Raw genomic sequence first — 22,577 nt, forward strand, 5'->3', positions numbered from 1 at the left:
GTCGCGGCGGCGGTCCCGGCGGCCCTGCCCGAGGCGTCGCACCGGGGCGGCCCGAACGCGGCGACGGGCGTCCGCTCGCCGGGGAACCTGGTGGACCCCTCGACCATCGTCACCATCCCCGCGGCCCTGCCGGGCGGCGCGACGTTCACCCCGGACGCGCTCGGCGCCGACGGATCGGTCGTCGGCCGCACCGCCGACGGCCGCGTCTACACCGCAGGGCGGAAGGGCGGCCGTCCCAAGCCGCTCGGCGTCCGCGCCGAGGGCGGCCTCGCGGCCGGGAACGGCTTCGTCACCTGGATCGCGCCGGGCTCCTGGAAACTCAGCTGCCGCACCTCCGGGGGACGCACCGGCGCGATCGGCCCGCAGGGCGCCACGCCCGCCGATCCCGTCCTCACCGGCGGCGGCGCGGTCATCGGCGACGACCCGATGAACCAGCCGTTCGTCGCCACCGGCTGCGGCGACGCCGGCCACACCGTCGACAACCACGGCAAGGGCGTGCTGGGGTCGGCGCTGGCGTTCGCGTACCCGACGCTGTTCGTCGCGGACACCTCGAACGACGACGTCCTGCGCGAGATCGACGTCAGGACCGACGCGATCGTCCGGGAGCACCCGCTCCCGCCCGGCGTCCGCCCCCTGGAGCTCACCGGCAAGCCCGGCAAGGGCGGCGAGCGCCGGGCCGTCCCCGGCACCGGCCCCGAGCAGAAGTGGCAGGCGGCGGCCAGCAAGGACTACTTCGCCTCACTCGTGGACGGGACGCTGCGGATCGTCGCCCGCGACGGCTGGAAGGCCGTCACCCCCCTCGACCTGGGGAAGGCGCGGGGCGGCACGAAGGCGGACGGCGGCACGCGGCTCACCGCGGGCGACCACCTGATCGCCTACACCAGCGCGGGCGCCTCCGGCGTGATCTACACCAGGACGCTGGAGAGCCGGCGCGAGCACCCGTCCAGCGTCCGCTGGACGGTCGTGCAGGGACCGGTCCTCGCGGCGGGCGGCTGGCTGCTGTGGCGCGACGGCGCCGCCTACCGCCTGGGCCGCGCACGGTGACCCCGGCGCCCGGTCAGGCACGGTGACCCCGGCGCCCGGTCAGGCAGGGTGACCCCGGCGCCCGGTCAGGCAGGGTGACCCCGGCGCCCGGTCAGGCAGGGTGACCCCGGCGCCCGGTCAGGAGGTCAGCTCCCTTTCCAGGGGGGTGCGGAAGCGGGGGGTCGCGCGGACGTCGCCGTACCAGGCGGCAATCCGCTCGGCCTCCCGCGCGACGGCGGCCTCGGCGTCGGCGCCGGCGTCCTCCAGCAGCCGGACGGCGATCTCGCCGTCCTTGCGCTGCGCCCAGCCGCCGACGATCCGGCCGTCCCACCATATGGACGGGCCGATGTTGCCGCTGCGGTCGAACAGCAGCGGGCCGTGGTCGCCGAGGAACCAGCCGCGGTCCTGCCAGCCCATGGGGGTGGCGTCCAGCGCGGGCAGCAGCGCGGCGCAGGGCTCCGGCGGGGGAGTGGGGTCCAGGTCGTCGGCGAGGACGATGCCGGTCGTGCCGCCGAGGTCGACCTCGGCCGTGTCGAGGCGGGCGAGCGCCTTGCCGACCTCCCCGGCCGTCCAGCCCGTCCACCATTTGAGATCGGCGGCGGGCGCGGGGCCGAAGGCGCGCAGCCACCGCCGGACGACCTCGGCGCGCGCCTCGTCCGCCGGGACGGACGCGACGCCGCCGGGCAGCCACGTCTCGATCGGCGCCCAGCGGTACTGGCTGCTGACCCAGCTGCCGTTCGGGCGGCCCCGCACGATCAGCCCCTCGCAGCCGAGCGTCACCAGCACCCACGTCGTCACGCCCGTCGGCCGCGAGTACGCCTTGCCGGGCGCCGGGTCGACCTGGGTGCGCAGCAGCGGCACGGCCGCGCTCAGCTGCGCGCCGGTCGCCTCCCCGCGCGCCAGCAGCGTCCGGTGCGTCGCCTCCTCCACCTCCCGGAACCAGGCCGGGACGTCCGCGATGTCGCTGCCGCGCTCGATCAGGGCGGCGTATCTGCGGCGCTGCTTGGCGGCCAGGGCGTTCGCGGTGGACGCCTGCAGCGCCGGGACGAGGTCGACGGGCACGACGAACATCGTCCGGCGCATCGCCAGCATCCGCAGCAGCGTCCGGTCGTCGTACAGCGCGCGCTCCACGTCGGGCGGCCCGGCCGTGACGCAGCGGGCCGCGACGGACAGGAACACCGTGGCCGGGTCGGTGGCGTGCAGCACCACCAGTGACCGGGCGATCTCCGCGACGTCGTCGGTGCGGGCGGCCGGGGCCAGGCGGTGCCGCCGCATGAGCCGGGCGCGCCGCTCGGTGACGCTGATCGAACGCATGAACGAATCATAGGGCCGCGCGGCGCCCGGCGCGCCACGGAACTGGATCTTCGCGCCGCCCCGTGCTGCACTGTGCGGATGACCGGTGACGACGGGTCCGGCCTGGTCGTGTGCGCGGCGCTGCGGCTGGAGGCCCGCGCGGTGCGGCGCGGGCTCGCCCGCGCCCCCGCCGTGGTCGTCGGGTACCGCGCGCGGCACGCCGCCCGGCTGCCGGACCGCGCGGCCGTCGCCGTCGTCGGGTTCGGCGGCGCGCTCGACGGCCGGCTGTCCCCGGGGACCGTCGTGGTGGCGGACGAGATCCGCGGCGGCGGCAAGCCCGTGCCGTGCCCCGGCGCGCGGGCGCGGGCCGCCGAACTCGCCGGCGGCGGCCTGCGCGTCCATGTCGGGCCGCTGGTCACCGCGGACCGGGTCGTGCGCGAGCGGGAACGCCACGTGTGGGCGGCGGACGGTGCCTGCGCGGTCGACATGGAGTCGGCGCGCGTCGCGGCGGCCCTCCCGGACGGGACGCCGGTCGCGGCCCTGCGCGTCATCGTGGACGGCCCGCACCACCCGCTGCTGCGGCCCGGCACGGTCACCCGCGGCCTGGCCGCCTGGCGCGTCCTGGCGCGCACCGGCCCGGCGCTGGAGCGCTGGGCCGCGGCGCTCGCCTGAAGGCGGCGGCGCTCGCCCGAAGGCGGCCCGGGTCAGGAGTGGCTCATCCCGTGCATCTCGCCCGACTGGATGCGCCCGCCCAGGTCCTTGCGGAGCGACTGCAGGGTCGCCGGGGTGCTCACCGCCACCCAGCGCGTCCCCACCAGGTACGTCCCGCCCCACGGCTTCGCCTCGTCCAGCCACGCGTTCATGTCCTGGTCGCGGTCGAAGCTGACCAGGACGTACTGGCCCCGCGAGTTGCGGCAGTTGCCCTGCTGGAGCTGCTCCGCCTTGCGCCGGCCGACGAGGCTGCACCCCGTCCGGGAGGCCAGCTCGTCAAGGCTCGCCGGGGCGGCGGCCCGGTCGCCGTCGCCGGACGCCCCGGCCTTGCCGGCCTGGCAGCCGGCCGCCAGCGGCAGCGCCAGCACGGCGGCCGCCGCCAGGGCCAGGCCGGCGCGGGGGAGTCTCGCGGCGCGTCCGAGGTGATGCGTGGAGCCCATGGCCCGTCCTCCCGGGGAGAGATGCGCGGTACGACGGGGCAATACGTGCGCGGGGCCGGAAGGGTTCAGCGCGGCCGGGAGAGACTCGGAGCGAACGCGGTTCAGGTCGCCAGGCGGGCTCCGGCGGCGGCCCGCACGTCGGTCTCCTCGGCTTCGTCGTGGTGGAGGCGTTGCAGCCGGATGCGGGTCTCGGGGGTGACCGGCGCGAACCGGGCGGCCTCGGCGCGCACGCCCTCCTGGCAGTCCCAGAGGCCCTCGATGGTGTACGACTCGGCGGTGTGCGGGGCGGTGCGGGTCAAAGCGGTCACAATGCGGGGTCGCAGGAAAGCGTAGGGTGATTCGGTCCAAGCGGTCTTCAGCAACGGGACGGCCTCGCCGGCGCGCAGTCTCCCGAGCCCCTCGATCGGGCCCGCGGCGGCGCGCCACTCGCCTGCCTCCAGCGCCTCGCGCAGCTCGTCCATCAGCAGCGGGACGTCCTGGCGGGTGCCGTGCCTGGCGAGCATGCTGATCCCCATGAACGCGCAGCCGCCGCGTTCGGCGGCCCACGCCCGCGCCCACGGCAGCGCCTCCGGCCCATACTCGCGCAGCGCCCGGCACACCGCGCCGCCGAACCTGCTCGGCCGCTGCGGCAGCACCTCCTCAGCGAGGTCCAGCAGCGCCGGCGTCCGCCGCCGCCCGAGCTCGAAGACCGCCGCGATGGCGCCGTCGTCGCGGCGCCTCGCCAGCTCCAGCAGCTCCGCCTCGGTGCGCTCCGCCCCGCCCGGGATCGTGCTCACCGGCCGCCGCGGCCGCCCCGCCTCCCGCCGCCGCGCCAGCGCCTCGGCTATCCGCGGCTGCCGCACCGCCCAGCTCTCCAGCACCGGATTCGTCCCGCCCGCCACCAGCGACCGGATGTCACCGTCGTCGCACCGCGCCGCCACCAGCTCGTCCAACCCGTCCGCCAGCCGCGGGTCGCCCAGCAGCACCAGCTCGTCGAGCGCGTCGAACCAGTGCGCGCCCTCCTCGGCGTACCGGCGCAGCGGCACCGCCGCCTCCCGCCGGCTCAACCGCACCAGATGCCCCAGCACCTCGAGCGCCAGCCGCACCCGCCACTCGTCGCCGTCGGCATGGTCGGCCGGATCGGCGAGATGCTCCGCGACCGGCCACACCGGCAACTCCAGGTCCACCATCAACCGGGCGTAGTAGAGGCCCCGCGTCTCGCACTGCCGGTCCCACCGCGGATCCCTGCGGATGCAGTCGTAGACGTACTCGCCCGCACCGGGCCTGTCCGCCGCGCGCCGCGCGGCCCTCCCGAGCCCCCGCTGCAGCTGTCCGCGCAGCGTGCCCGCCGATTCCAACACGACCTCGTTGCTCACTCCAGCAGAATGCGCACCCGACCAGATAACGGGCAAGTGCTTTTGGTCTCTAGATGCTTCTTTGGGCGATCCAGGAGGCGTGCAGGTCGGCGTAGACGCCCGGCCGGGCGACGAGTTCGGCGTGCGTGCCCCGCTGCACGATCCGGCCCGCCTCGAAGACGATCACCTCGTCGGCGGCCTCGGCGGTGGACATGCGGTGCGCGATGGAGATCGCGGTGCGGCCGCGCGTCACCCCCTCCAGGGCGCGCTGGATCCGGACCTCGGTGGCCGGGTCGACCGCGGACGTCGCCTCGTCGAGCACGAGCAGGTCGGGGTCGGCGATGTAGGCGCGGGCCAGCGCGACCAGCTGCCGCTCGCCCGCCGACATGGACTCGCCGCGCTGCCCCACGGGGGTGTCCAGGCCCTGCGGCAGGCCCTCCAGCCAGTCGGCGAGGCCCAGTTCCGCGACGGCCCGGGCGAGGTCGTCGTCGGTGGCGTCCGGACGGCCGTAGCGGATGTTGTCGGCGAGGGAGGCGTCGAACAGGAAGCCGTCCTGCGGCACCATGACGATCCGCTCGCGCAGCGAGGAGAACCGCACCCGGTCCAGCGGCACGCCGTCGACGAGCACCCGCCCGGACACCGGGTCCATGAGGCGGGTGAGCAGCTTGGCGAACGTCGTCTTGCCCGACCCGGTCTGCCCGACGATCGCGACGCGGCTGCGCGGCGCGATCTCCACGTCCACGTCGTGCAGGACGGGCGGACCGCCCGGGTAGGCGAACCCGACGGACTCGAACCGCACCTCGATCGGGCCGCGCGGCAGGGCCTCGCCGTCCTCGCCGGGGTCGGCGACGTCCGGGACGGTGTCGAGGACGCCCAGCACGCGGCGCCACCCGGCGATCGCGTTCTGCGCGTCGTTGAGCACCTCCGTCGCCGTCTGCATCGGGCTGACGAACAGGGTGACCAGGAACAGGAACGCCACCAGCTCACCGGCGGTCAGGTGCCCGCCGATGCCCAGCAGCGTGCCCGCGACGACGACGCCGCCGGTCGCGATGGCGGCGACCAGCTCGCTCACCGGGAAGGTGAGCGCGACCATCGCCTGCGCGCGGGTCTGGGTGCTGCGGAAGTCGTCGACCGTCTCGTCGACGCGGCGGCCGGTGCGCTCCTCGGAGGCGTACGCGCGGATGACCGCCGCGCCCACCACCGACTCGCTCACCGCGGCCAGCAGGTCGCCCATCCGCTCCCGCACCTGCATGTACCGGGCGGACACGAGCCGCTGGAAGCGGCGCAGCGCGAACGCCAGCGGCAGGAACGCCGCCCACACCAGCAGCGCCAGCTGCCACGAGTAGACGAGCATCAGCACGCTCGCGACGAGCAGCTGCCCGATCGACACGATGAACATCAGCCCGCCGGACTGCATGAAGGTGCTGATCTGGTCGACGTCCGACGTCACCCGCGACACCAGCGAGCCGCGCCGCTCGCCGCTCTGCGTCAGCATCGACAGGTCGTGGACGTGCCGGAACGCCTGGACGCGCAGCCCCGCCAACCCGCCCTCGGACGTCTTGTACAGCCGGACGTTCATCGCGTACGCGCACAGCGCCGTCAGCAGCACCGCCACCGCGCACAGCAGCACCGCCGAGCGGATGAAGCCGATGTCGGGCCCGCCCGCGCGGTCCAGGCCCTTGTCCATGGTCTGCTGGACGGCGATCGGCACCACCACCCGGCCCGCCGTGGACAGCAGCGCCAGCACCAGCGTGCCCGCCAGCCCGGCCCGGAACTCGGGGCTGAGCCGCAGGCCGCGGCGCAGCGTCCGCAGCCCGCCCTCGGTCGCCGAGGTCTCGTCGATCCCCGTACCGCTGAGCACCGTCACGCCAGGGCCTCCTCGCCGCCGTCGAGCGCTTCTTGGTCCGCTTCCGCCCTCTCGTAGGCGGTGACGAGGTCGCGGTAGCCCGCCGAGGTCTCCAGCAGCTCCGCGTGGCCGCCGCGCGCGGTGACGCGGCCGTGGTCGAGGTAGACGACCTCGTCGGCCAGCGCGATCGTGGCCTTGCGGTAGGCGACGACCACGACGGTCGCGCCGCCCCCCTCGTCCTCCGCCGTCTGCGCCTCCCGGAGGCTCTCCAGGATGCGCGCCTCCACCTGCGGGTCGACGCTGGACGTCGCGTCGTCCAGCACGAGCAGCCGGGGCCGCCGCACCAGCGCCCGGGCCAGCGCGAGCCGCTGCCGCTGCCCGCCCGACAGCGTCGCGCCCCGCTCGCCGACCTTCGTGTCGAGCCCGTCGGCGAGCGCCGCGACGAACCCGTCCGCCTGCGCGAGCCGCAGCGCCTCCCAGACGCGCTCGTCGGGGACGTCCAGGCCGAGTGTCACGTTCCCGCGGACGGTGTCGTCGAACAGGAACGTCTGCTGCGGGACGAGCGCGGCCGTCGCGGCGACGCCGCCGCGGCGGACGTCCCGCAGGTCCACCCCGTCCAGCAGGACCGACCCGTCGGCCGGGTCGACCAGCCGCACCAGCAGCGAGGTGAGGGTCGACTTGCCGGACCCGGTGGGGCCGACCAGCGCGACCGTCCGGCCGGGGGAGGCGGTGAACGTCACGTCGTGCAGCACCTCGCGGTCGCCGTCGGCGCCCTCGTAGGAGAACCGGACGTCGCGGACCTCCAGCGCGGCGGCCTTGTCCTCGCCGAGCGCCGCGTCCCCGAACGGCAGCGACCCCGAGGCGTCCAGCACGCCGCGGACCCGCTCCCAGCCGACGACGCTGCGCGGCACCTCCGCCAGCACCCAGCCGAGCGCCCGGATCGGCCACGACAGCAGCGTGAACAGGTACGCCACGTGCACCAGGTCGCCGGCCGTCATCGCGCCGGACTCCAGCCGCAGCGACCCGATCAGCAGGACGGCCAGCACGCCGAGGTTCGGCAGCGCCTCCAGCACCGGGTCGAACAGCCCGCGGATCCGGCCGACCGCGATGTTGGCGTCGCGCAGCTCGTGCGCCCGCTCCCGGAACCGCTCGGTCTCGGACGCCTCCCGGCCGAGGGTCTTGACGACCAGGCCGCCCTCGAAGCTCTCGTGCGCGACCTCGCTGACCTCGGCGCGCAGCTGCTGCGCGCGGGTCGCCACCGGCGCGAGCCGGCGCTGGTACACCACGTTGATCAGCGCGATCGCCGGGAAGAGCAGGAAGGCGACGCCGGCGACCGCGACGTCGGTGAGCAGGATCGACACCGCCGCGATCAGCAGCATGAACACCACGCCGACCGCCATCGGCAGCGGCGCGATCGGCGCCCACACCGCCTCCACGTCGGCGTTGGCGTTCGACAGCAGCTGCCCGGTCGGGTGCCGGTGGTGCCAGGCCAGCGGCAGCCGCAGGTACTGCCGGGTCACCGACCGCCGGTAGGCGGCCTGCATCCGGTACTGCATCAGGCCCGCGTAGAAGCGGCGGCCCGCGACGCCGAGCGCCTTCAGCAGTGCGACGCCGACGATCGCCGCCGCCGCGCCGGACAGGGCCCCGGCCGTGGTGTGCCCCTCCCGGAAAGCGGGCAGGACGACGGTCTGGGTCACCCAGCCGAGCACCTGGGCGGTCCCCACGGTCATCGCCGCGTACACCGCGCTGGCGACCACCGACACGGTGAACACCCGCGGCTCGGCGCGGACGGCGACCCACAGCACCCGCATCCCCTCCCGGAGGACATGGGGGCTGACGCGTCTGGACGCAGGCGGCACGGCGACTCCTCGATCACGGCACGGCGACCCGGGATTTTGCCCCCTGCGTACGGGGTTGTGGGGGTTTGCGGGCCTGAATAGTCCCTACCATGCGGCCCGGACGCTTATTCCCGAGCGGCCCGCGGCGGCCTACGATCATTCAATGAGCACGCCCGAGGACGACCCCGTCCGGCGCGAGCGCGGCCTGCTGGCCGGCGCCCTGGCCGGGGCGGGGCCCGACGCGCCCACCCGGTGCGGCGGCTGGGACGCCCGCGACCTGGCCGCGCACCTGGTCGTCCGGGAAGGGCGGCCGGACGCCGGGCCCGGAATACTGCTGCCCCCGCTGGCCTTCTACACCGAGCGCGTCCGGCGGCGCACCGCGCGGGCCGTGCCGTTCGAGCGGCTGGTGGAACGGTTTCGGCAGGGTCCGCCGAAGTGGTCGCCCTACGCGCTTCCCGGTGTGGACAAAATCGCCAACGGCGTCGAGTTCTTTGTTCACCATGAGGACATCCGCCGGGCCGGCCCGGACTGGGAGCCCAGGGACCTGTCCGGTGAACTCGAGGAACTTCTCTGGCGACGCATAAAAATTGCCCGCTTTGTCCTAAGAAAAGTTCACGTCGAGGTAACGCTGGTGCGCCCCGACGGACGCAGCGCCCGGGTGTCCGGCGGCGGCCGCGCCCGGGGCCGCGGCGGCCCCGGCGGCGGCCCCGGGCCCGTGCGGGTGCACGGCCCGGTCGGCGAACTCGTCCTGTGGGCGCTCGGCCGCACGGACGTCGCGCGGGTCCGCCTCACCGGGCCCACGGACTCTGTCAAGACCCTGACCGAGACCGGTTGGAGTCTTTAACGGGCAGGTAACGGCGGGGTTCGCCGAGAGGAGAATCGCAACCCTTCCCGCTCCTGCGTTTTGCGCGGAACCGGTGATACGGTGGACCGGTCGGTTGCAGTCGTGGTTCTCGATCGTTTGTCCAGACGCCCGCGGACTGATGGCAGCGGGCGTTTTGGCTTTTCCGGGACCGTACCGGGGGGCGAGAGCGTTCCGCAGTGACCGCGCCGGGCCCGCGAGGTGTGGGCCCATGTTTTGCCGCAAGGAGAAAGACATGCCCCAGCAGGGCACCGTGAAGTGGTTCAACGCCGAGAAGGGCTTCGGCTTCATCGCCGTGGACGGCGGTGGACCGGACGTCTTCGTGCACTACTCGGCCATCCAGTCCTCCGGGTATCGCTCCCTGGACGAGAACCAGCGCGTCCAGTTCGAGGTTACGCAGGGTAACCGGGGTCCGCAGGCCGACCAGGTCGTCCCCCTGTAACACCCGCAGTCGTACGTCCGGGCCCGTCTCCCCTCTCCCGGGAAGGCGGGCCCTTTCGTGTCCCGCCGCCCCGCGCCGGGGGCCGTCGCGGGTACCGGGGACCACCCGGCACAATGGACACCATGTCCGTTCCCTCGTCCAATCTGGACCCCAAGATCGCCGAACGGCTGAAGCGCGACGCCGCCGGCCTGGTGCCCGCGATCGCCCAGCAGTACGACACCGGCGAGGTGCTCATGCTCGGCTGGATGGACGACGAGGCCCTGCACCGCACCCTCACCACCGGACGCTGCACCTACTGGTCGCGCAGCCGGCGGGAGTACTGGGTGAAGGGCGAGACCTCCGGCCACCAGCAGTGGGTGAAGTCCGTCGCCCTCGACTGCGACGCCGACGCGATCCTGGTCAAGGTGGACCAGGTCGGCGCCGCCTGCCACACCGGCGACCGCACCTGCTGGGACGCCGACGTGCTCGACGCCGTGGTCGGGGAACGCCCTGACGCCCGGTCATGACCCCCGGGCGTGAGCGCGGCCTCACCGCGCTGCTGTGCGCCGCCGGCGCGGGCCTGGCCCTGCTGGCCGGGAACCCCACCTGGGCCACGGTCAAGGCCGAGGACGCCATCACCCCGTTCTCCCAGCACCTGACCGGCCACGACCTCGGCGGCACCGCCACCGCCCTCGGCTGGGCCGGCCTCGCCGGGCTCGCCGCCCTGTTCGCCACCCGGGGCCGCATCCGGTCCGGGGTCGGCGTCCTCATCGCCCTGTTCGGCGCCGGCGTCGTCTACGCCTCGGCCGCGGCCGTCCAGCGCGCCCACGTGCTGTCGGTCGCCGGGGACAAGAGCGCCCTGCTGAAGATCGGCGCGCACCCCTCCCTGTCGGTCAACCTGTGGTGGATGGCCTCGGTGACCGGGGGCGTCCTGCTCGTCGCCGGCGGCCTCTTCGCCGCCGTCCGCGGCGCCCGCTGGCCCGGCATGTCCGCCCGCTACGAACGGACCGGCACCGACGCGCCCCGTCCCGCCGCCCGCAAGGCCGGCCCGGCCGGCGCCCCGGCTGAGGACCCGTCCGCCCTGTGGAAGTCCCTCGACCGCGGCGAGGACCCGACCGCCCCGGACGAGCCGGCCGGACCCCCCGCGCAGGATCCGGCCGGACGCGAGGAAGCCGGCCCCGCCGCGCACCGGAACGGCCGCCCGTGACCGCCGACGGCCTGGTCCTGGTCGCCGAGCACGACCCCGCCGTCGCCGAACTGCAGCGCCGCTACCTCGCCCGCGAGGGCTACGACGTGCGGATCGAGGCCGTCCCCGGGCGCGGGCCCGCCGCCGCCGAGCGCGCCCGGCCCGACGTCGTCGTCCTCGACCTGTCCACCAGCCGGCTGCCCGCCGACCTGTACCGCCGCGTCGCCGACGCGGCCCGCCCCGCGCCGGTCGTGGCCGTCACCGGGCCCCTCGACCCCGCGGTCTCCCGCGCCCTCGGCGAGCACCGGGTGGACCGCCCCTTCGGCCCCCGCGTGCTCGTAGCCGCCGTCGGCGACGCGCTGCGCCGCCTCGTCCCCCTCCCGGCGCCCGGCCCCCTGCGCGCCGGTCCCGTCGCCGTCGACCCGCACGACCGCACCGCCGCCGTCGGCGACCGCCGCGTCGCCCTCACCGTCACCGAGTTCGACCTCCTCGAGTTCCTGATGGCCAACCCCGGCCGCGTCTTCACCCGCGAGCAGCTCCTTGACGCCGCCTGGGGCCCCGGCGCCGGGGCCGGCAGCCGCACCGTCGACGTCCACGTCGCCCAGCTCCGCGCCAAACTCGGCCACGACAACCCCATCCGCACCGTCCGCGGCGTCGGATACGTGCTGGATGCGTGATTTTTCGGGGGGACGCCCTGCGGGCCGGCGCCTAGGGTGGGTGGGATGAGCCGTGCAGACGTGCCAGCGCATCCGGGGGCCGCTTCGCCTCGTCCGACGGGGCGCAGGGGAGTGGTGCGGGCGCTGATGCCGCAGGGGACCCTGCTGGGCGTGGTGGCGGCGGGGGCGACGCTGGTCGCGCTGGTCGACCCGAACCAGCCGGGCCACTACCCGACCTGCCCGTTCCTGGCCATGACCGGCTGCTACTGCCCCGGCTGCGGCGCGACGCGGCTGGTCAACGCGCTCACGCACGGTCACGTGGGCACCGCGTTCGGGTTCAACCCGCTGGTCTTCCTGCTGCTGCCCGTCTTCGGCTACCTCTACGTCCGCTGGACGGTGCTCAGCGTGCAGGGGCGGCCGATGCAGTCCGCGCTGTTCCGGCCGGTGGCGGTGTACTCCTTCCTCGGCGTGGTGATCGCCTTCTGGATCGTGCGGAACCTGCCGTTCGCGCACGCCCTGGCGCCCTGACCCGCGGGCGGCGCCGCCGGACACCGGAGCGCCGTGCCCGCCGGGGGCCCCGGACCCCTCCCGGGTGCGAGGACCGTCGGCGGGGGCGGCTACGATCGGTGCACGGATCGACCGAAAATAGGGGGCCTGCCACTTGAGCGTCTTGGACGAGATCATCGACGGCGTCCGGGCCGATCTCGCCGAACGGCAGCGGGAGGTCCCGCTCGGCGCGCTGAAGGACAAGGCGGCGGCCGCCGCCGCCCCCCGCGACGCGCTCGCGGCGCTGCGCGGGCCGGGCGTCTCGGTCATCGCCGAGGTCAAGCGCAGCAGCCCGTCCAAGGGCGCGCTCGCCGCGATCGCCGACCCCGCCGCGCTCGCCCGCGACTACGAGGCCGGCGGCGCCAAGGTGATCAGCGTGCTGACCGAGCGGCGCCGCTTCGGCGGCAGCCTGCAGGACCTCGCGGACGTGCGCGCCAACGTCGGCATATCCGTCCTGCGCAAGGACTTCATCGTCACCTCCTACCAGCTGTGGGAGGCGCGCGCGCACGGCGCCGACATGGCGCTGCTGATCGTCGCCGCGCTGGAGCAGGACGCGCTGGTGTCGCTGGTCGAGCGCGCCGAGTCGATCGGGCTGCTGCCGCTGGTCGAGGTGCACACCGAGGAGGAGGCCGCCCGCGCCGTGGACGCGGGCGCCAAGGTCATCGGGGTGAACGCGCGCGACCTGCGCACCCTGCAGGTCGACCGGGGGGTGTTCGCGCGGGTCGTCCCCGCGATCCCGAAGGACGTCGTGAAGATCGCCGAGTCGGGGGTGCGGGGCCCGCACGACCTGCTCGCCTACGCCTCCAGCGGCGCGGACGCGGTGCTGGTCGGGGAGAGCCTGGTGATCGGCCGCGACCCGCGGTCCGCCGTCGCCGACCTGGTCGCGGCGGGCGCGCACCCGGCGCTGCGGCAGAGCGGCTGACGGGCCGCGGTGGAGAGTCGATAGGCTACGTCCATGCCCGCAGAGCCGCTCCACGAGCGATGGCGGGGCCTCGCCGCATCTCCCTGAGACTGTCCGACGCAGGCCCCTTCACGCATGACAGGACGCGTTTCCCATGACCATCGACAGTGCGGCGCGCGCTGCCGCCGTCCCCGACGCCACCGGCCACTTCGGGCCCTTCGGCGGGCGGTTCGCCCCCGAGGCGCTGATGGCGGCGCTGGACGAGCTGACCCGCGAGTTCGAGACCGCCAAGAACGACCCCGCGTTCACCGCGGAGCTCGACGACCTGCTCGCGAACTACGCGGGCCGGCCGAGCCTGCTGACCGAGGCCAAGCGGTTCGGCGCGCAGGCGGGCGGCGCCCGGGTGCTGCTGAAGCGCGAGGACCTCAACCACACCGGCTCCCACAAGATCAACAACGTGCTCGGCCAGGTACTGCTCACCCGGCGGATGGGCAAGACCCGGGTGATCGCCGAGACCGGCGCCGGGCAGCACGGCGTCGCGACCGCCACGGCCGCGGCGCTGCTCGGCCTGGAGTGCACCGTCTACATGGGCGAGGTCGACACCGAGCGGCAGGCCCTCAACGTCGCGCGGATGCGGATGCTCGGCGCCGAGGTCGTCCCGGTGCGGACCGGCAGCCGCACGCTCAAGGACGCCTGCAACGAGGCGTTCCGCGACTGGGTCGCCAGCGTCGAGAACACCCACTACTGCATCGGCTCGGTGATGGGCCCGCACCCGTTCCCGATGATGGTCCGCGACTTCCAGCGGATCATCGGCGTGGAGGCGCGGCGGCAGTGCCTCGAACTGACCGGCGCGCTGCCGGACGCGGTCGTCGCCTGCGTCGGCGGCGGCTCCAACGCCATCGGCATGTTCCACGCCTTCGTCCCCGACGAGTCCGTCCGGCTCTACGGGTTCGAGGCGGGCGGCGACGGCGTCGCGTCCGGCAGGCACGCCGCGACGCTCGTCGGCGGCTCGCTCGGCGTCATCCACGGCATGCGCACCTACCTGCTGCAGGACGACGACGGCCAGACCCTGGAGACCCACTCGATCTCCGCGGGCCTGGACTACCCCGGCGTCGGCCCGGAGCACTCGTGGCTGCACGACTCCGGCCGCGCCGAGTACCGCGAGATCACCGACGCCGAGGCGATGGACGCGTTCTCGCTGCTGTGCCGCACCGAGGGCATCATCCCGGCGATCGAGTCCGCGCACGCGCTGGCCGGCGCGCTCAAGGTCGGCAGGGAACTGGGCCCGGACGCCACGATCGTGGTCTGCCTGTCCGGGCGCGGCGACAAGGACATGCACACGGCCGCCTCCTTCTTCGGCCTGATGCCCGAGGGAGACCCGCAGTGACCGTCAAGGACGCCTACGACAAGGCCAGGGCGGAGAACCGCGCCGCCCTCGTCGGGTACCTGCCCGCCGGGTTCCCCTCCTTCGACGGCGCGATCGAGGCCGCGAAGACCATGGTCGACGCCGGCTGCGACGTCATCGAGATCGGGCTGCCCTACACCGACCCGATGATGGACGGCCCCACCATTCAGGACGCCGTCCACCGCGCGCTCGTCGGGGGCGTCCGGGTCGCCGACGTGTTCCGCACCGTCGAGGCCGTCGCCGCCACCGGCGTCCCGACCCTGGTGATGACGTACTGGAACCCCGTTGACCGGCACGGCGTCGGCGCGTTCGCCCGCGACCTCGCGAGCGCCGGCGGCGCCGGGCTGATCACCCCCGACCTCACGCCCGAGGAGGGCGGCGAGTGGCTCGAGGCCGCCGACGAGCACGGCCTCGACCGGGTGTTCCTGGTCGCGCTCAGCTCCACCGGCGAGCGCATCGAGGCCGTCACCGGGGCCTGCCGCGGGTTCGTGTACGCGGCGTCGCTGATGGGCGTCACCGGTGCCCGCACCGCCGTCGACACCGGCGCGCCGCGGCTGGTCGAGCGCACCAAGGAGATCATCGGCCGGTCCGGCCGGGACCTGCCGGTCGGGCTCGGGCTCGGGGTGGGCAACGGCGCGCAGGCCGCCGAGGTCGCGGGCTTCGCCGACGGCGTGATCGTCGGCTCGGCGTTCATCCGCCGGCTGCTGGACGCCCCGGACCTCGCCACCGGCCTCGCCGGCGTCCGCGCCCTCACCGGGGAACTGGCCGAGGGCGTCCGCAAGGGCCGCTGAACGTCCGCGAGGGCGGCTGAAAAGCGCCGCCGGCAAGGGCCGCCGGCCCCGCCGGCGCGGCACCGCCCGGAAAAGGGATCATCGACGTCCGCGGAATCGGCGTCACCCCCGTCCGGTTCATGCATGTGACGGCCTCCCGCTCCCGTAAGGTGTCTTCGCCGACGGAGGCCGTTCCGGAAGGATCCACGATGACGCAAGAGATGACGGCGCGGGAACGCGCGGCCGCGGCGGCGCCCGTCCCGGCCGCGTGGTACCAGGTCGTGGCCTGGCTGCTGACGCTGGCCGGGCTCGGCATCTCGGTCTACCTGACGATCAGCCACTACGACGAGGGCGCGCTGGTGTGCTCGGCCACCAGCACGGTCGACTGCCACGCGGTCACGACCAGCGAGTACTCCACGCTGGCCGGCATCCCGATGCCGCTGTTCGGGCTGGCGTTCTTCGTCGGGTTCGGCGCGCTGATCACCCCGTGGGCGCTGCGCTCGCCGTGGCCGCCGCTGCGCTGGGGGCGGCTCGCGGCGGTGTCGGTGGGCGTGCTGTTCGTGGTGTACCTCGTGACGGTCGAGCTGGCGGTGCTGCACAAGATCTGCCTGTGGTGCAGCGGGGTCCACGCCATCACTATCCTGCTATTCGTCCTCGTTCTGTTCGACGAATTCCGGCGGGCCGGTCAGGCCGACTAGGTCCGCCGGGTCCCGCGCCGCTCGCAGCACGCGCGGCCCCCATCCATAGGAGTACCAATGAGCAAGGCCGCACGAGAGCGGTCCGCGAGAGAGCGCCTGGCCGCCGAGCGGCGGCGGCAGGCGGCGCGGGCCAAGCAGCGGCGGCTGCTGTCCATCGTCATCGGGTCGGTGGTCGCGGTAGCGGTGATCGTGGTGGCGACCGTCCTCGTCATCGACCAGAAGAACAAGAACGGGCACGCCGAGGCGCACAAGGGCGCGCTCGCCCCCCTCAGCCGGCAGTCCGACGGGTCGGTCCTGATGGCCAAGGCGGGCGTGACCAAGCCCGAGTTGGAGATCTTCGAGGACTTCCAGTGCCCGATCTGCAAGCAGTTCGAGTCGTCCACCGGCTCGACCGTGCAGCAGCTCGCCGCGGAGGGCAAGGTCAAGGTCGTCTACCGGCCGTTCCACCTGTTCGGGCAGCAGAAGGACCCCGTCAAGACCAACTCGCTGCGGTCGGCCGAGGCGGCGCTGTGCGTCCCCGCGGACAAGTGGATCTCCTACCACGACGCGCTGTTCAAGTTCCAGCCGGCCGAGGGCGAGAAGGGCTTCTCGCCCGACGACCTGGTCAAGTGGGGCAAGGACGTCGGCGTCACCGACCCGAACTTCGAGAAGTGCGTGCGGGACGAGCAGAAGAAGTCCACCGTGGACTCGATGACCAACTACGCCCTGCAGACCCGCGGCGTCGACGGCACCCCGACGGTGTTCCTGGACGGCAAGAAGCTCGACAGCAGCCAGTTCATGGAAGCGTCCGCGCTGAAGGTCAGCATCGACGCGGCCGCCGCCCTGTCCGGCAAGAAGTGATCCCCGGCGACCACTGACCGGGAGGGCGGCGGTCCGTCCTCGACGGGCCGCCGCCCGACCCGCCGGCCTTCCGTGCCGCCTCACCGCGCCGGACGCTCGACCCCACTACGCTCTGATGTGCTCGGGCAACAGACCGTCACGGCCGATGGGGGACCGATGAGCAAGGCCGACAGGGAGCGTTCCGCGCGGGAGCGGCTCGCGGACGAGCGGAGGCGGGCCGCGGGGGCCCAGCGGCGCAGGCGGCTGCTGGTGGTCGTCCTCGGCGCCGTGGCGGCGGTGGCCGTCGTGGTCGTCATCGTCGTGGTCGTGGTGGGCCGCGACGGGGGCGGCGGCTCGAAGGTCGACGACTACACCGGCCCGATCGCGCCCGCCACCCGGCAGCAGGACGGCTCGGTCGCCATGGCGAACTCCGGCGTCACCGCGCCCGTCCTGGACGTCTTCGAGGACTTCCAGTGCCCCGCCTGCAAGGCGATGGAGGCCCGGATCGGCGGCACGATGAAGAAGCTCGCCGCCGAGGGCAGGGTCAAGGTCGTCTACCGGCCGTTCCAGCTGTTCCAGCAGGACCCGCTGATGTCGAACTCGCGGCGCGCCGCCAACGCCGCCGCCTGCATGCCGGCCGACCACTGGGTGAAGTACCACGACAAGCTGTACGCCGAGCAGCCCCCCGAAGGGGACAAGGGCTTCTCCAACGCCGACCTGGTCAAGTGGGCGGCGCGGCTCGGCGTCACCGCCCCCTCGTTCACCGGGTGCGTGAACGGCGGGCAGAAGCTGGGCCAGGTCGACCAGGCCACCGCCTACGCGGGCAAGGCCGGGGTGACCGCCACCCCGTACCTCGCGCTGAACGGCGGCCAGCTCGGCAACGACGCCCTGAGCTCCCCGGACGGCCTGCAGAAGGCCGTCGCCAAGGCGGGCTCCGGCACCCCGCGGTCGGCGGGACGGCGCCCGTCGCAGGGCTGAGCGGCATCCGCCCGAGACCGCGCGGGACGCCGTGCGGGACGCCCCGCGCGGCGTCTCGCACGGTCTCGTACCGGTGTCCGTAGCGCAGCGATCGGCTGTCGGTCGCGCGGACGTTTCCGTCCCATGCCGCCGGAGGCGGTAACGTCAACGGTCATGCACCCGGTCGCCTTCATCCCGAGCCCGTCCCAGGGCGTCTGGCACCTCGGACCCATTCCGCTCCGTGCCTACGCGATCATGATCATTCTCGGCATCGTCGTCGCGGTCTGGGTCGGCGAGCGACGCTGGACGGCCAAGGGCGGCAGCCCCGGCACGATCATCGACGTGGCCGTGTGGGCGGTGCCGTTCGGCCTGGTCGGCGGGCGCCTGTACCACGTGATCACCGACGCCCAGCGGTACTTCGGCAGCGGCGGCGACCCGGTCCGCGCCCTGGAGATCTGGAAGGGCGGCCTCGGCATCTGGGGCGCCATCGCGCTCGGCGCGGTCGGCGCCTACATCGGCTGCCGCCGGCGCGGCATCTCGATCCTCGCGCTCGCCGACGCGTGCGCGCCCGGGATCGTCCTCGCGCAGGCGGTCGGCCGCTGGGGCAACTACTGGAACCAGGAGCTGTACGGCAGGCCGCTGCACACCTTCTGGGCGCTGAAGATCGACCCCAGCCACCGCCCGACGCTCGGCGACGGCCCCGCCCTCGACCCCAAGTACGAGAACATCGGCACCTACCACCCGACGTTCCTGTACGAGTCGCTGTGGTGCATCGGCGTGGCGATCCTGATCGTCTGGGCGGAGCGCCGCTACAAGCTCACCCACGGCCGCGCGTTCGCGCTCTACGTCGCCGCCTACACCGTGGGACGCGGCTGGATCGAGGCGCTGCGCATCGACGACGCGCACCACTTCCTCGGCCTGCGGCTGAACGACTACACCTCGATCGTGCTGTTCCTGGGCGCGGTCGGCTACCTGTACCTCGCGCGCAACAGGACCGGCCCGGAGGCCGTCGTCGGGCATGCTCCCGGAGCCTCCGCCCCGGCCGGTGACGCCGCGGCCCCGGCCGTCGCCGACGAGGCCGGCGACGCGGAACCGGCGTCCGGGAAGGACGCGAAGGCCGGCGAGCCGGACAGTGATCCCGGGGCGGACGACGCCGCGTCCGACAAGCCCGCCGCCGACGACGATGCCGGCCACGACGAGGCCGACGAGGACGACGCGGAGCAGGACGACCCCGAGCAGGCGGACAAGCCCGAGCAGGACGCGTCCGAGCAGGACGAGGCCGCGGACGAGGATGCTGCGGCCCCCGAGCCGGCGGAGGCGGCGGAGCCCGCCGTGGACGAGCCCGCGGAGCCGGCCGGGACGCCGGAACCCGAGCCGGCCGCCGAGACGGCGGAGAAGCCCGCTGAGCGGCAGGACGACGAGCCCGTCGCGGAACCGGCCGCCGAGAGCCCGGAGCCCGCTCCGGAGCCCGAGCCCGAGCACGTGGCGGAGCCCGAGCCGGCGGCCGCGAGCGTGCACAATGAGGCCGACGGTGCCGCCGACGCTGCCGAGCGGGTAGGGAAGGGTGAGCCCGTCAAGGACGGGAAGTAGGAACGGCACGATGTCCGGTTCGGGGGAGATGACCGGGGAGAAGTCCGGCCAGGCGCCGGAGCTGCACCACCAGCACCGCGACGTCAGCGGTGGCTGGCTGCGCCCCGCGGTGTTCGGCGCGATGGACGGGCTGGTCTCCAACTTCGCGCTGATCGCGGGGATCGCGGGCGGCCGGCAGGACCCGAAGGTGGTGCTGCTGGCGGGACTGGCGGGCCTGGCGGCGGGCGCGTTCTCGATGGCGGCGGGGGAGTACATCTCGGTCGCCTCGCAGTCGGAGCTGGCGCTGGCGGAGATCGAGATCGAGCGGCTGGAGCTGGCCCGCCACCCGGCGGCCGAGCAGCGCGAGCTGGCCGCGGTCTTCGAGGCGCGCGGGGTCGACGCGGAGACGGCCGCCGAGGTGGCGCGGCAGCTGTCGCGCGACCCCGAGGAGGCCCTGGAGGTGCACTCCAAGGAGGAGCTCGGGGTGTCCCCGCGGGACCTGCCGTCCCCGCTGCTGGCGGCGGGCTCGTCGTTCCTGTCCTTCGCGGTCGGGGCGCTGCTGCCGGTGCTGCCGTACCTGCTGGGCGCGTCCACGCTGTGGCCGGCGGCCGCGGTGGCGGCGCTGGGCCTGTTCGCGGCCGGGGCCCTGGTGTCGCGGGTGACGACGCGGGCGTGGTGGTTCGGCGGGGCGCGCCAGCTGCTGTTCGGCGCGGCGGCGGCCGGGATCACCTACGCCGTCGGCGCGCTCATCGGGACCACCGGGCTGTGAGCGCCGGCGGCGGGCGGGGGCCCGCCGCCGGAGGCCGCACAACAAATACGGATGAATCGCCCTTTTGGGCGCGGCGGGTGCGGGCGGACCGCTAAGCTCCGGGGCGTGATCGAGGCGCGTGATACTGGTTCCCCCGCGGCCGGGCGCGACGGCGCAGGGCAGGACTTCTGGCCGGAGGACAAGCCCCGCCGGAACCTCCCGAACCCCAAGCTGCTGTACGGAGGGGCGGCCGCCGTGGTCGCCGTGATCGTGATCGCGGTGGTGGCCGTGGTCGTCCTCGGCGGCGGTGGAGGCGGCGACGACAAGGCCGCCGCGAAGGCGACGCCGACCGCCTACACGCCCGACTTCAGCGGCGACGGGTTCGGCAAGATCGCCCAGCGCACCGCCGACAACCGGGCGATCACGCAGGGCGAGGCGTTCTCCGCGGACAGCAAGACCCTCAAGCAGGGCAAGTACACGATGACGCTCGCCGCCTCGGACCTGGCCTCCGACTGCAAGGCGGCCAGCTGGGGCTCCCGGCTGCAGGGCGATCTCGCCAAGTACGGCTGCACGCAGGTGGTCCGCAGCGCCTACGTGAGCCCGGACAAGAAGTACGTCGGCCAGTTCATGGTCGTGAACCTGGCGAGCCAGGAGGGGGCCGCGCAGGTGCTGCGCGACCTCGACAAGGCGACCGGCGCCGGATGGCTGACGCCGCTGCAGCCCAAGGGCGTCCCGTCGTTCGGGCCGGGGTTCACCGCCGCCTACGCCAGCGTCTACGGCCACTACGCCGTGGTGACGTGGGTGGAGCGGGCCGGCGGCGCCCGTCCCGACTCGCTCAACGAGATGATCGACGTCAGCCTCGTGGTCGAGAACGCCGGGGACTTCCTCTACCAGCGGCTCGACCTGGCCGGCAGCGGGGCGTCGTAAGGTGCGCACCGGCGGAGAGCACGGTGGCCGCGGCCGTTCGCGCGGCGCGGCGGGCCGTCCGGACGCGGGCGTGTCACCGGCGCGCGGGCAGTAGTCTGCGCCGTCGTGGAACCCCAAACCCCCGGCCCGCCGCGGCGCCCGCCCGAGGCGGACCCCGGCGGGCCGTTCCGGCCGCCGGCAGGCCGCTGCCCCGCGCAGGACCACGGGCCGGACGGGCGGACCCCGCCGCGTGGGGTCGCCGCGTGACGGCGCCGCCCGGCAGGAACGTTCCGGAGGGCGCCGCCGGGGCGAGCGTCCCGCGCCGCCGCCCGAGAGCGCCCCGGTCGATCCCGCGCCCTACGGCGACGACCCCGGGCCGGGGCCCGAGGCCTACCCGGAGCAGTCCTACCCCGATCCGTCGTACGCCGAGCCCTATGCGCAGCCCGGCTACCCGGATCAGGACGTCTACCAGCAGGAACCGCCCTACGCGGACGTCCCCTACGGCGATCAGGAGCCCCCGCTCGAAGGCGGTCCGGCCGCGGCCCGCAGGCCCGCACGGACCAGGAGACCCCGAGGGCGCGGCAAGGCGGCCAAGGGCGCTGCAGGGCGTGCACCCGGCAAGCCGAAGGGCCTGGTGAGCCGAGGCGGGACAGGGAAGGGCAATCCCGGCGCGAAGCTGTACTTCGGTGCCGCCGCGGCCCTCGCGGTGCTGGTGGTGATCGGGCTGATCGCGGCCGTGACGCTCGGCGGGGGCGGCGACGACGGGGACGGCAAGCAGGCGGGCGCCGCGCCGCGCAAGCCGACGGTCACCGCGGCGGGCAACGGCCGGTCGCCGGACTCCTACTCCAGTTCGCCGTCGTCCTCGGCGTACGCGTCCATCGCGTCCCGCAAGACCGACGCCAAGCCGCTGACGGTCGTGGAGGCGTTCCCGTCGTCGGCGTCGAAGCTGTCCGTGGAAGGCACGGACGTGCGGCTCACGCTGCGGACCGAGAAGCTGGACGGCGACTGCACGGCCGCGGTGTGGGGCGCGTCGGTGGCGGCGGACCTGGCGCGCGGCGGCTGCACGCAGGCGGCTCGGGGGATCTACTCCGACACCCGGCACGGGTACGGGCTGGCGGTCGCGGTGTTCAACCTGGCGGGCTCGGCGGACGCCGACCGGTTCGTCGGGCTGCTGGACCGCACGCTCGGCGGCGGTTTCGTGCTGCCGCCGGCGGCTCCGGCGCCGCTCGACAAGTTCGGGCAGGGCTTCGGGATGGCGCGCGGGCTGGCGATGGGGCACTACGCGGTGGTGTCGTGGGCGCAGCGCCTGGACGGCTCGGGCGACGAGTCGGACGGGACGCTGCTGTCGCTGCTGATCGAGGGCGGTAAGGCCCCGGCGGTGCTGGGCCGCGCGGCCGCCGGGTCCCACTGAGCGGGACCCGCCGGCGCCGCCGTCCCGCGGTTACTCGGAAACGTGCGCGTGTTTCAGCCGTGTTGCGGTTTCCGATCGGTAAACCTCGCCCCTCGGTGATGATCCTCACCAGGTCACGGCGTTATGCGACTTTCGCGACCCGGTAGCCTGGTCTAAACCACTCGGAGATGACACGCAGCCGATCGCCCTGGAGAAGTTTCGCGATCCGGTGCAGTCGGGCATGATCCCGGCAGTGAT

23 protein-coding genes are annotated in these 22,577 nt (G+C 74.4%); 18 read left to right on the forward strand and 5 right to left on the reverse strand.

Annotation, left to right across the window (positions count from 1 at the left end):
• Positions 1-1,044: hypothetical protein (locus ABD296_RS34590; RefSeq protein WP_344277187.1), on the forward strand; the 1,044-nt coding region annotated here is incomplete at its 5' end.
• A 117-nt stretch (positions 1,045-1,161) separates the two neighbouring features.
• Here the strand turns inward: ABD296_RS34590 and ABD296_RS34595 are convergent.
• Positions 1,162-2,337 carry a winged helix DNA-binding domain-containing protein gene (locus ABD296_RS34595; protein WP_344277189.1) on the reverse strand — a complete coding sequence of 392 codons (1,176 nt, stop codon included), beginning with the start codon at positions 2,335-2,337 and terminating at the stop codon, positions 1,162-1,164.
• A gap of 78 nt (positions 2,338-2,415) precedes the next feature.
• Here ABD296_RS34595 and ABD296_RS34600 point away from each other — a divergent pair, with 78 nt between their 5' ends.
• Positions 2,416-2,988, forward strand: a complete 573-nt coding sequence (locus tag ABD296_RS34600; protein WP_344277191.1) for a phosphorylase family protein — start codon at positions 2,416-2,418, stop codon at positions 2,986-2,988.
• 32 nt (positions 2,989-3,020) lie between these two features.
• Here the strand turns inward: ABD296_RS34600 and ABD296_RS34605 are convergent, their stop codons facing one another.
• From ABD296_RS34605 to ABD296_RS34620, 4 genes are all read right to left on the reverse strand, one after another.
• Positions 3,021-3,467 carry a hypothetical protein gene (locus ABD296_RS34605; protein WP_344277193.1) on the reverse strand — a complete coding sequence of 149 codons (447 nt, stop codon included), beginning with the start codon at positions 3,465-3,467 and terminating at the stop codon, positions 3,021-3,023.
• A gap of 101 nt (positions 3,468-3,568) precedes the next feature.
• Positions 3,569-4,822, reverse strand: a complete 1,254-nt coding sequence (locus tag ABD296_RS34610) for a hypothetical protein (RefSeq protein ID WP_344277195.1) — start codon at positions 4,820-4,822, stop codon at positions 3,569-3,571.
• A 49-nt stretch (positions 4,823-4,871) separates the two neighbouring features.
• Positions 4,872-6,668 carry an ABC transporter ATP-binding protein gene (locus ABD296_RS34615; protein ID WP_344277197.1) on the reverse strand — a complete coding sequence of 599 codons (1,797 nt, stop codon included), beginning with the start codon at positions 6,666-6,668 and terminating at the stop codon, positions 4,872-4,874.
• A complete protein-coding gene (locus ABD296_RS34620) occupies positions 6,665-8,458 on the reverse strand; it encodes an ABC transporter ATP-binding protein (RefSeq protein WP_344277271.1) in 1,794 nt (597 codons plus the stop codon). The genes ABD296_RS34615 and ABD296_RS34620 overlap by 4 nt, the downstream gene beginning before the upstream one ends.
• 190 nt (positions 8,459-8,648) lie before the next feature.
• Between ABD296_RS34620 and ABD296_RS34625 the strand changes: the two genes are divergently transcribed.
• From ABD296_RS34625 to ABD296_RS34700, 16 genes are all read left to right on the forward strand, one after another.
• Positions 8,649-9,329, forward strand: a complete 681-nt coding sequence (locus ABD296_RS34625; protein ID WP_344277199.1) for a TIGR03085 family metal-binding protein — start codon at positions 8,649-8,651, stop codon at positions 9,327-9,329.
• A gap of 253 nt (positions 9,330-9,582) precedes the next feature.
• Positions 9,583-9,789 (forward strand): cold-shock protein, encoded by a 207-nt coding sequence (locus ABD296_RS34630; RefSeq protein WP_030144886.1) that lies wholly within the window; start codon positions 9,583-9,585, stop codon positions 9,787-9,789.
• Between the two features lie 122 nt (positions 9,790-9,911).
• A complete protein-coding gene (gene hisI, locus ABD296_RS34635; RefSeq protein ID WP_344277203.1) occupies positions 9,912-10,295 on the forward strand; it encodes a phosphoribosyl-AMP cyclohydrolase in 384 nt (127 codons plus the stop codon).
• Entirely contained in the window at positions 10,292-10,975 is a 684-nt protein-coding gene (locus tag ABD296_RS34640; protein ID WP_344277205.1) for a Trp biosynthesis-associated membrane protein, read from the forward strand. The genes hisI and ABD296_RS34640 overlap by 4 nt, the downstream gene beginning before the upstream one ends.
• Entirely contained in the window at positions 10,972-11,631 is a 660-nt protein-coding gene (locus ABD296_RS34645; RefSeq protein WP_344277207.1) for a response regulator transcription factor, read from the forward strand. Before ABD296_RS34640 ends, ABD296_RS34645 begins: the two co-directional genes overlap by 4 nt.
• A 126-nt stretch (positions 11,632-11,757) precedes the next feature.
• Entirely contained in the window at positions 11,758-12,138 is a 381-nt protein-coding gene (locus tag ABD296_RS34650; RefSeq protein WP_344277209.1) for a DUF2752 domain-containing protein, read from the forward strand.
• Between the two features lie 133 nt (positions 12,139-12,271).
• Positions 12,272-13,078, forward strand: a complete 807-nt coding sequence (trpC, locus tag ABD296_RS34655) for an indole-3-glycerol phosphate synthase TrpC (RefSeq protein ID WP_344277211.1) — start codon at positions 12,272-12,274, stop codon at positions 13,076-13,078.
• Positions 13,079-13,211: 133 nt separating this feature from the next.
• Positions 13,212-14,444 (forward strand): tryptophan synthase subunit beta, encoded by a 1,233-nt coding sequence (trpB, locus tag ABD296_RS34660; RefSeq protein ID WP_344277213.1) that lies wholly within the window; start codon positions 13,212-13,214, stop codon positions 14,442-14,444.
• Positions 14,441-15,253, forward strand: coding sequence for a tryptophan synthase subunit alpha (gene trpA, locus ABD296_RS34665; protein ID WP_344277215.1), 813 nt, complete (start codon positions 14,441-14,443; stop codon positions 15,251-15,253). The genes trpB and trpA overlap by 4 nt, the downstream gene beginning before the upstream one ends.
• A 188-nt stretch (positions 15,254-15,441) precedes the next feature.
• A complete protein-coding gene (locus ABD296_RS34670) occupies positions 15,442-15,930 on the forward strand; it encodes a vitamin K epoxide reductase family protein (protein WP_344277217.1) in 489 nt (162 codons plus the stop codon).
• A 57-nt stretch (positions 15,931-15,987) separates the two neighbouring features.
• Positions 15,988-16,770 carry a DsbA family protein gene (locus ABD296_RS34675; RefSeq protein ID WP_344277219.1) on the forward strand — a complete coding sequence of 261 codons (783 nt, stop codon included), beginning with the start codon at positions 15,988-15,990 and terminating at the stop codon, positions 16,768-16,770.
• A 156-nt stretch (positions 16,771-16,926) separates the two neighbouring features.
• Entirely contained in the window at positions 16,927-17,727 is an 801-nt protein-coding gene (locus ABD296_RS34680) for a DsbA family protein (RefSeq protein WP_344277221.1), read from the forward strand.
• Between the two features lie 153 nt (positions 17,728-17,880).
• Positions 17,881-19,296, forward strand: a complete 1,416-nt coding sequence (gene lgt / locus ABD296_RS34685; protein ID WP_344277223.1) for a prolipoprotein diacylglyceryl transferase — start codon at positions 17,881-17,883, stop codon at positions 19,294-19,296.
• Positions 19,297-19,306: 10 nt separating this feature from the next.
• Positions 19,307-20,044 (forward strand): VIT1/CCC1 transporter family protein, encoded by a 738-nt coding sequence (locus tag ABD296_RS34690; RefSeq protein WP_344277225.1) that lies wholly within the window; start codon positions 19,307-19,309, stop codon positions 20,042-20,044.
• A 105-nt stretch (positions 20,045-20,149) separates the two neighbouring features.
• The gene (locus ABD296_RS34695) at positions 20,150-20,950 is read left to right on the forward strand and encodes a hypothetical protein (RefSeq protein ID WP_344277227.1); all 801 of its coding nucleotides are present in this window, start codon (positions 20,150-20,152) and stop codon (positions 20,948-20,950) included.
• A gap of 229 nt (positions 20,951-21,179) precedes the next feature.
• On the forward strand, positions 21,180-22,340 hold the full coding sequence (locus ABD296_RS34700) for a hypothetical protein (RefSeq protein ID WP_344277229.1): 1,161 nt from the start codon (positions 21,180-21,182) through the stop codon (positions 22,338-22,340).
• Positions 22,341-22,577: the final 237 nt, after the last annotated feature.

It is taken from the genome of Actinomadura napierensis, from assembly GCF_039529375.1.
GTDB lineage: Bacteria > Actinomycetota > Actinomycetes > Streptosporangiales > Streptosporangiaceae > Spirillospora > Spirillospora napierensis.